Source organism: Klebsiella sp. 141251 (assembly GCF_050600725.1).
Taxonomy (GTDB): domain Bacteria; phylum Pseudomonadota; class Gammaproteobacteria; order Enterobacterales; family Enterobacteriaceae; genus Klebsiella; species Klebsiella aerogenes.
Genome location: NZ_JAQIRG010000002.1, coordinates 649,709 through 656,201, shown reverse-complemented (window position 1 = coordinate 656,201; position 6,493 = coordinate 649,709). Strand labels below are relative to the sequence as shown.

General features: G+C 53.1%; 5 protein-coding genes. All 5 read left to right on the top strand.

The features are described from left to right. The coding region (locus tag PGR09_RS07690) for a carbohydrate porin (protein ID WP_430916006.1) at window positions 1-582 on the top strand (582 nt) is incomplete at its 5' end. Window positions 583-983: 401 nt separating this feature from the next. Beyond that, window positions 984-1,475 carry a type VI secretion system contractile sheath small subunit gene (tssB, locus tag PGR09_RS07685; RefSeq protein WP_049060966.1) on the top strand — a complete coding sequence of 164 codons (492 nt, stop codon included), beginning with the start codon at window positions 984-986 and terminating at the stop codon, window positions 1,473-1,475. A gap of 42 nt (window positions 1,476-1,517) precedes the next feature. Next, window positions 1,518-3,053 (top strand): type VI secretion system contractile sheath large subunit, encoded by a 1,536-nt coding sequence (tssC, locus tag PGR09_RS07680; RefSeq protein ID WP_430916005.1) that lies wholly within the window; start codon window positions 1,518-1,520, stop codon window positions 3,051-3,053. A gap of 119 nt (window positions 3,054-3,172) precedes the next feature. Further along, window positions 3,173-3,664 (top strand): type VI secretion system effector Hcp, encoded by a 492-nt coding sequence (gene hcp, locus PGR09_RS07675; RefSeq protein WP_380378152.1) that lies wholly within the window; start codon window positions 3,173-3,175, stop codon window positions 3,662-3,664. Between the two features lie 165 nt (window positions 3,665-3,829). Next, window positions 3,830-6,460 carry a type VI secretion system ATPase TssH gene (gene tssH / locus PGR09_RS07670; protein ID WP_430916004.1) on the top strand — a complete coding sequence of 877 codons (2,631 nt, stop codon included), beginning with the start codon at window positions 3,830-3,832 and terminating at the stop codon, window positions 6,458-6,460. Window positions 6,461-6,493: the final 33 nt, after the last annotated feature.

Sequence of the window (6,493 nt, the reverse complement as noted above, 5' to 3'; positions counted from 1 at the left end):
GAGGTATATGCCAACTACGGCTTTGACTCAAAAGCGGTGGACAGCGACGCGCGCCTCGATGCCTGGCAGGGCGGGCTGGTACTGAGCCATAGCAACGACAGCGGGGTGAACAAAGTTATTCTGCGCTACTCCGACAACTCGGATAACAGCGTCTATAACAAGACCGACGAACTGACCACGGTCTATGCCAGCTTCGAGGGTAGCCATAAATTCACCCAACAGGCGCAGATCGAGTATCTGCTGGCCTTCCACGACTACGACAACGGCAAGGACAATACCGATAACCGTAAAAACTACGGCGCGATCGTCCGGCCGATGTACTTCTGGAACGACGTGCACTCGACCTGGCTGGAAGCGGGCTACCAGCGCGTTGACTACGACCAGGGCGGGGATAACCACGGCTGGAAGCTGACGCTGTCGCAGAACATCGCCATCGGCATGGGGCCGGAGTTCCGCCCGATGCTGCGCTTCTATGTTACCGGCGGCCAGGTGGATAACGAGCACACCGCGAAAGTAGACGGCACCAGCGACGAGCGGCTGGATTCGCTGAACATCGGCGGTATGTTTGAGGCCTGGTTCTGAGAGAATGTTTTTTACGGGAATACCAGACTGGCCTACGCCAGTCTGGTAGTTTTTGACACCCAGAATGCTATTTTATTAACGTCTCTATTAATAGTTCCTTTTAATAATTCATTTATTAAAAGGAATGAGTTTATTTCGACGCTGAAAGTTGAATTTATCACATTTAAATAGTTTCCATCTGTGATTGAGTGAATTATATATTGGTTATCGTGTTGAGATTGCATAAGTTATTGGTTGAAATGATTGCTTGCCGGCGATATTGATCTATGCCAATTAAATGACTTGTTATATCTGGATCTTCGTATCTGCTGGTTGATATATTGCCCTGATTTCTTTAAACATAACGTTGTGAATAAAACGAAATTAACTCCACAATCATTCCTTAAGGAAAAGGGACCGCTATGGCTGATTCATTCCAGAATGAGGTGCCGAAGGCACGTATTAATTTAAAATTATCCTTACATACCGGGGGGGCGCAGAAGAAGGTTGAACTACCGCTTAAACTGCTCACCGTTGGTGATTTCAGTAATGGAAAAGAGTATCGACCATTGGCCGAGCGCCAGAAAATAGATATCAATAAGAATAATTTTAATAGTGTGCTTTCTGAATTTAACCCAGAGATCAATCTCACCGTTGAGAATACGCTGGCTGGGGATAACTCAGAAGACAATGTTAAACTGCGTTTTTCCGATATAAAAGACTTTGAGCCCGAACAGGTTGCCCGGCAAATCCCTCAACTCCGCGCCATGCTGGCGATGCGTAATTTATTACGCGATCTCAAATCGAACCTGCTTGATAACGCTACTTTCAGAAAAGAGCTTGAGAGAATCCTTAAAGATCCAGCTCTGTCCAGCGAATTACGCGCCGAAATGAGTGCCCTTGCCGGGAAGTAAACGGCGGTCATCTCTTTTAATGGATTAACCGGGAATATGCTGATGTCTGTAAATACTGAAACGAACCCCGCACAGGGGCAAACTGCCGTAATGAACAAAGAAAGCGTTTACGCTTCTCTGTTTGAAAAAATCAATCTGAGCCCGGCATCAAGCCTTGGCGATATTAATGTCTTTCTGGACGACACGGCGCTATCAGAGGCCACGACGGGGGAACGCCTGACCGCGGCGATGCAGGTTTTTATGGACTGCATTCGTCAATCCGGCCAGCAGGTGGAGAAACTCGATAAAACGCTTATTGACCACCACATCGCGGACCTGGATTTTCGTATAAGCCGTCAACTTGATGCTGTTATGCATCACCCGGAGTTCCAGAAGGTGGAATCTCTGTGGCGCGGCCTGAAGCAACTGGTAGATAACACCGACTATCGCCAGAACGTGAAAACCGAAATCCTCGATGTGTCCAAAGACGATTTACGTCAGGATTTTGAAGATGCGCCAGAGCTGATACAGAGCGGCCTGTACTGGCATACTTACACCGCCGAATACGACACCCCCGGCGGCGAGCCGATAGGATCGGTAATATCGGCGTACGAGTTTGACGCCAGCCCGCAGGACATGGCGCTGTTGCGTAATATTTCGAAAGTCTCCGCTGCGGCGCATATGCCATTTATCGGCGCCGTAGGGCCGAAATTTTTCCTCAAGGATTCAATGGAAGAAGTCGCGGCAATTAAAGATATCGGCAACTATTTCGATCGCGCTGAGTACATTAAATGGAAATCGTTCCGCGATACCGATGACTCGCGCTATATCGGCCTGGTCATGCCGCGGGTATTGGGCCGTCTGCCGTATGGGCCGGACACGGTTCCGGTGCGCAGCTTTAACTACATTGAGCAGGTAAAGGGGCCGGATCACGAAAAGTATCTGTGGACCAGCGCGTCATTCGCCTTCGCCTCGAACATGGTACGCAGCTTTATTCAAAACGGCTGGTGCGTGCAAATCCGTGGCCCGCAGGCGGGCGGCGCGGTGAAAGATCTTCCCATCCACCTCTATGATCTCGGCACAGGAAATCAGGTGAAAATCCCTTCCGAGGTGATGATCCCGGAAACCCGTGAGTTCGAATTCGCCAATCTGGGCTTTATTCCGCTGTCTTATTATAAGAACCGTGACTATGCCTGCTTCTTCTCGGCTAACTCAACTCAGAAACCCGCGCTGTACGACACCGCGGATGCGACAGCCAATAGCCGTATCAACGCCCGCCTGCCGTACATCTTCCTGCTATCGCGCATCGCCCACTACCTGAAACTGATCCAACGCGAGAACATCGGCACCACCAAAGATCGCCGCCTGCTTGAGCTGGAGCTCAATAGCTGGGTTCGTGGCCTGGTTACGGAAATGACCGATCCGGGCGACGAGCTGCAGGCCTCACATCCGCTGCGTGATGCGAAAGTGGTAGTGGAAGATATCGAGGATAACCCTGGCTTCTTCCGCGTCAAGCTGTTCGCGGTGCCGCACTTCCAGGTGGAAGGCATGGACGTCAATTTGTCTCTGGTTAGCCAGATGCCGAAGGCGAAAGGGTAACACGCCTGTCACTATCCAAGTCGTCTGGCTCGACAGGCTACAGCCTGTCTGGCGACAGACAACACACCTGCGCCATCTCAGGATGATGGCGTGTTAAAAAATGAAATGGAGTAATTAACATGGCAATACCAGTCTATTTATGGTTGAAAGACGACGGCGGGGCGGACATTAAAGGTTCCGTAGATGTGAAAGATCGTGAAGGCAGCATCGAAGTAGTGGCGCAGGAGCATAACCTGTACATCCCGACCGACAACAACACCGGAAAGCTAACCGGCACGCGTATCCACACGCCGTTTCTGTTTACCAAGGAAATCGACTCCTCAAGCGCCTATCTCTACAAGGCGGTGACTACCGGCCAGACGCTGAAGTCTGCCGAATTCAAGTGGTACAAAATCAATGATGCTGGTCAGGAAGTGGAATACTTCAACACCAAACTGGAAAACGTGAAAGTGGTGAAGGTCAATCCGCTGATGCACGACATCAAGAACCCAGCCTACGAGAAACACAGCCATCTTGAGCAGATTGAACTGCGCTACGAAAAAATCACCTGGACCTATAAAGACGGCAACATCATTCATTCCGATTCATGGAATGAACGAACGACAGCCTGACGCCCGAAGCAGGCGGTTCGCCGTCTGCTTTTTTGCTAAGCGCCAGTGACCGTTGGCTTTTAGCAAAAATAATCAGCCTGCCCGACCTTGTGCGCTTTGGTCTCCTGCATCACGGGAAACGGCGATGGGCGGTAGCGTGTCCGGAATCGACAAAGAGAGAGCCTCATGGAAAACCCAGCCATTCTGTTACGCCGTTTAAACCCTTATTGCGCCCGCGCCCTGGAAGGCGCCGCTTCGTTGTGCCAGGCCCGCGCGCATGCGCAAATCCTTCCCGAACACTGGCTGCTAAAACTATTGGAGCAGGGCGAGGGAGACCTGACCGTATTAGCGCGGCGTTATGAGTGGGATATGGACGCTATCTGGCAGGATCTGCTCTCTTTTCTGGAAACGCTTCCGCGCTCGGTACACAGCCGGCCGCAGCTGTCCGGCAGCATCCAGAGCCTGATGCAGGAGGCGTGGTTAAGGGCCTCACTGGCGGGCGAGACCTCTCTACGCAGTGTTCATCTACTGATGGCGTTAGTCAGCAACCCAACGCGGGTGCGCTGTGACAGTCTGTGGCCGCTGTTAACGTTGGGACAAGCGCAGCTTGAACACCTGCGACCACTATTAGATATGCAGTCTGATGAGCGCCCGGAATTACAGCCAGATGAACCAGGCTACGTTGGCGATGTGGAGTTTGTCGGCCGCCCCGTGGAATCGGCCGTGAAGTCCGCTGAGATGACCCCTGCGTTACAGAACGCGCTGGACAAATTTACCCTTGATATCACTGCTCGTGCCCGCGAAGGCAAAATCGACCCGGTCTTTGGTCGCGATAACGAAATTCGTCAAATGGTGGATATCCTGTCGCGCAGGCGAAAAAACAACCCAATCCTGGTTGGCGAACCCGGAGTCGGCAAAACTGCGCTGGTCGAAGGGCTGGCGTTGCGTATCGCGGAGGGCAACGTGCCGGACAGTCTGAAGCCGGTTTCATTGCGTACGTTGGATCTCGGCTTACTGCAGGCCGGCGCAGGCGTTAAAGGGGAATTCGAACAGCGGCTTAAGAACATTATCGAAGCGGTACAGCAGTCTCCTGTTCCGGTGCTGCTGTTTATCGATGAAGCTCATACTATCATCGGCGCAGGCAACCAGGCCGGTGGCGCGGATGCCGCTAATTTGCTCAAACCGGCCCTGGCGCGCGGCGAACTGCGAACTATCGCCGCCACGACCTGGAGTGAGTATAAGCAGTACTTCGAGCGTGATGCCGCGCTGGAGCGCCGCTTCCAGATGGTCAAAGTCGACGAACCGGACGATGACACCGCCTGTCTGATGCTACGCGGGCTGAAATCTCGCTATGCTCAGCATCACGGGGTACATATCACCGATGAAGCCATTCGCGCTGCCGTGACACTTTCCCGACGCTATCTCACCGGCCGCCAGTTGCCAGATAAAGCGGTGGACCTACTGGATACCGCATCGGCCCGCATTCGCATGGGAATCGATACGGTGCCGGAATTGTTGACGCGTATGAAAGCGCAAATCACGGCGCTGGAAATGGAAAAACAGGCGTTGCTGGAAGATGCCATGGTCGGTAGCGGTAGCGACGAAGCGCGGCTGGCGGCAATTGAGCTGGAAGAATCGCGTATTATTTTACAGCTTGGTGATCTGGAAACGCAGTACGGCCTGGAACTGAAGCTGACCGAGCAACTGCTGAGCTGCCGAGCCGATCCTTCCCGCCGCAAGGAGATCGGCGCATTACAGAGCCAACTTGCCAGCGTCCAGAATAACCATCCGTTGCTGGGGCTGGATGTCGATTTACGTACCGTAGCAACGGTGATTGCCGACTGGACCGGGGTACCGCTCTCTTCATTGCTGAAGGACGAGCAGACGGAACTGCTGAGTCTCGAATCTCATTTGGATAAACGAGTGGTGGGGCAGGATATGGCGCTAAACGCCATTGCCAAGAGACTGCGGGCGACCAAAACCGGGCTTGCACCGGATAACGGCCCGCAGGGCGTATTTCTGCTTGTCGGTCCGAGCGGCACTGGAAAAACGGAAACCGCGCTGGCGCTGGCTGATGAGCTGTTCGGTGGTGAGAGATCGCTGATTACCATCAACCTTTCCGAATATCAGGAGCCGCATACGGTGTCCCAACTGAAAGGTTCGCCTCCCGGTTATGTCGGCTACGGTCAAGGGGGTATTCTCACCGAAGCGGTACGCAAACGCCCGTACAGCGTGGTACTGCTTGATGAAGTGGAAAAAGCGCATCGTGATGTGATGAATGTGTTCTACCAGGTGTTCGACCGTGGCTTTATGCGCGATGGCGAGGGACGCGAAATCGACTTTCGCAATACGGTGATCCTGATGACCTCAAACCTCGGCAGCGATCGGCTGATGCAGAGGCTGGAGGAGCGGCCGGAAGCGACAGAATCCGATTTACATGACCTGTTGCGCCCGGTGCTGCGAGAACATTTTCAACCAGCGCTGCTCGCGCGTTTCCAGACCATTATTTACCGTCCGCTCAGCCAACTGGCGATGCGCAAAATTGTCAACATGAAACTCAACCAGGTCAGCCAGCGTTTGTATCGTCACTACGGTATGACAACCGATATTGCCGAAAGCTTGTACGACGCGTTGACGGACGCCTGCCTGCTGCCGGATACCGGCGCGCGTAACATTGACAGCCTGCTTAATCAACAAATTCTACCGGTGCTGAGTCAGCAACTGTTGAGCCATCTGGCGGCAGGGTTGAAGCCGCAGAGCCTTTCTCTGGATGTCGATGAAGAAGGCGACGTGGTCATGGAATTTAGCCACTCCTGATGAGAATTTCTTAGCGTCAACCCCATCCCGGTA

Coding starts and splice junctions, on each gene's coding strand:
- tssB (WP_049060966.1), top strand. CDS start 984: ATGGCTGATTCATTCCAGAATGAGGTGCCGAAGGCACGTATTAATTTA.
- tssC (WP_430916005.1), top strand. CDS start 1,518: ATGTCTGTAAATACTGAAACGAACCCCGCACAGGGGCAAACTGCCGTA.
- hcp (WP_380378152.1), top strand. CDS start 3,173: ATGGCAATACCAGTCTATTTATGGTTGAAAGACGACGGCGGGGCGGAC.
- tssH (WP_430916004.1), top strand. CDS start 3,830: ATGGAAAACCCAGCCATTCTGTTACGCCGTTTAAACCCTTATTGCGCC.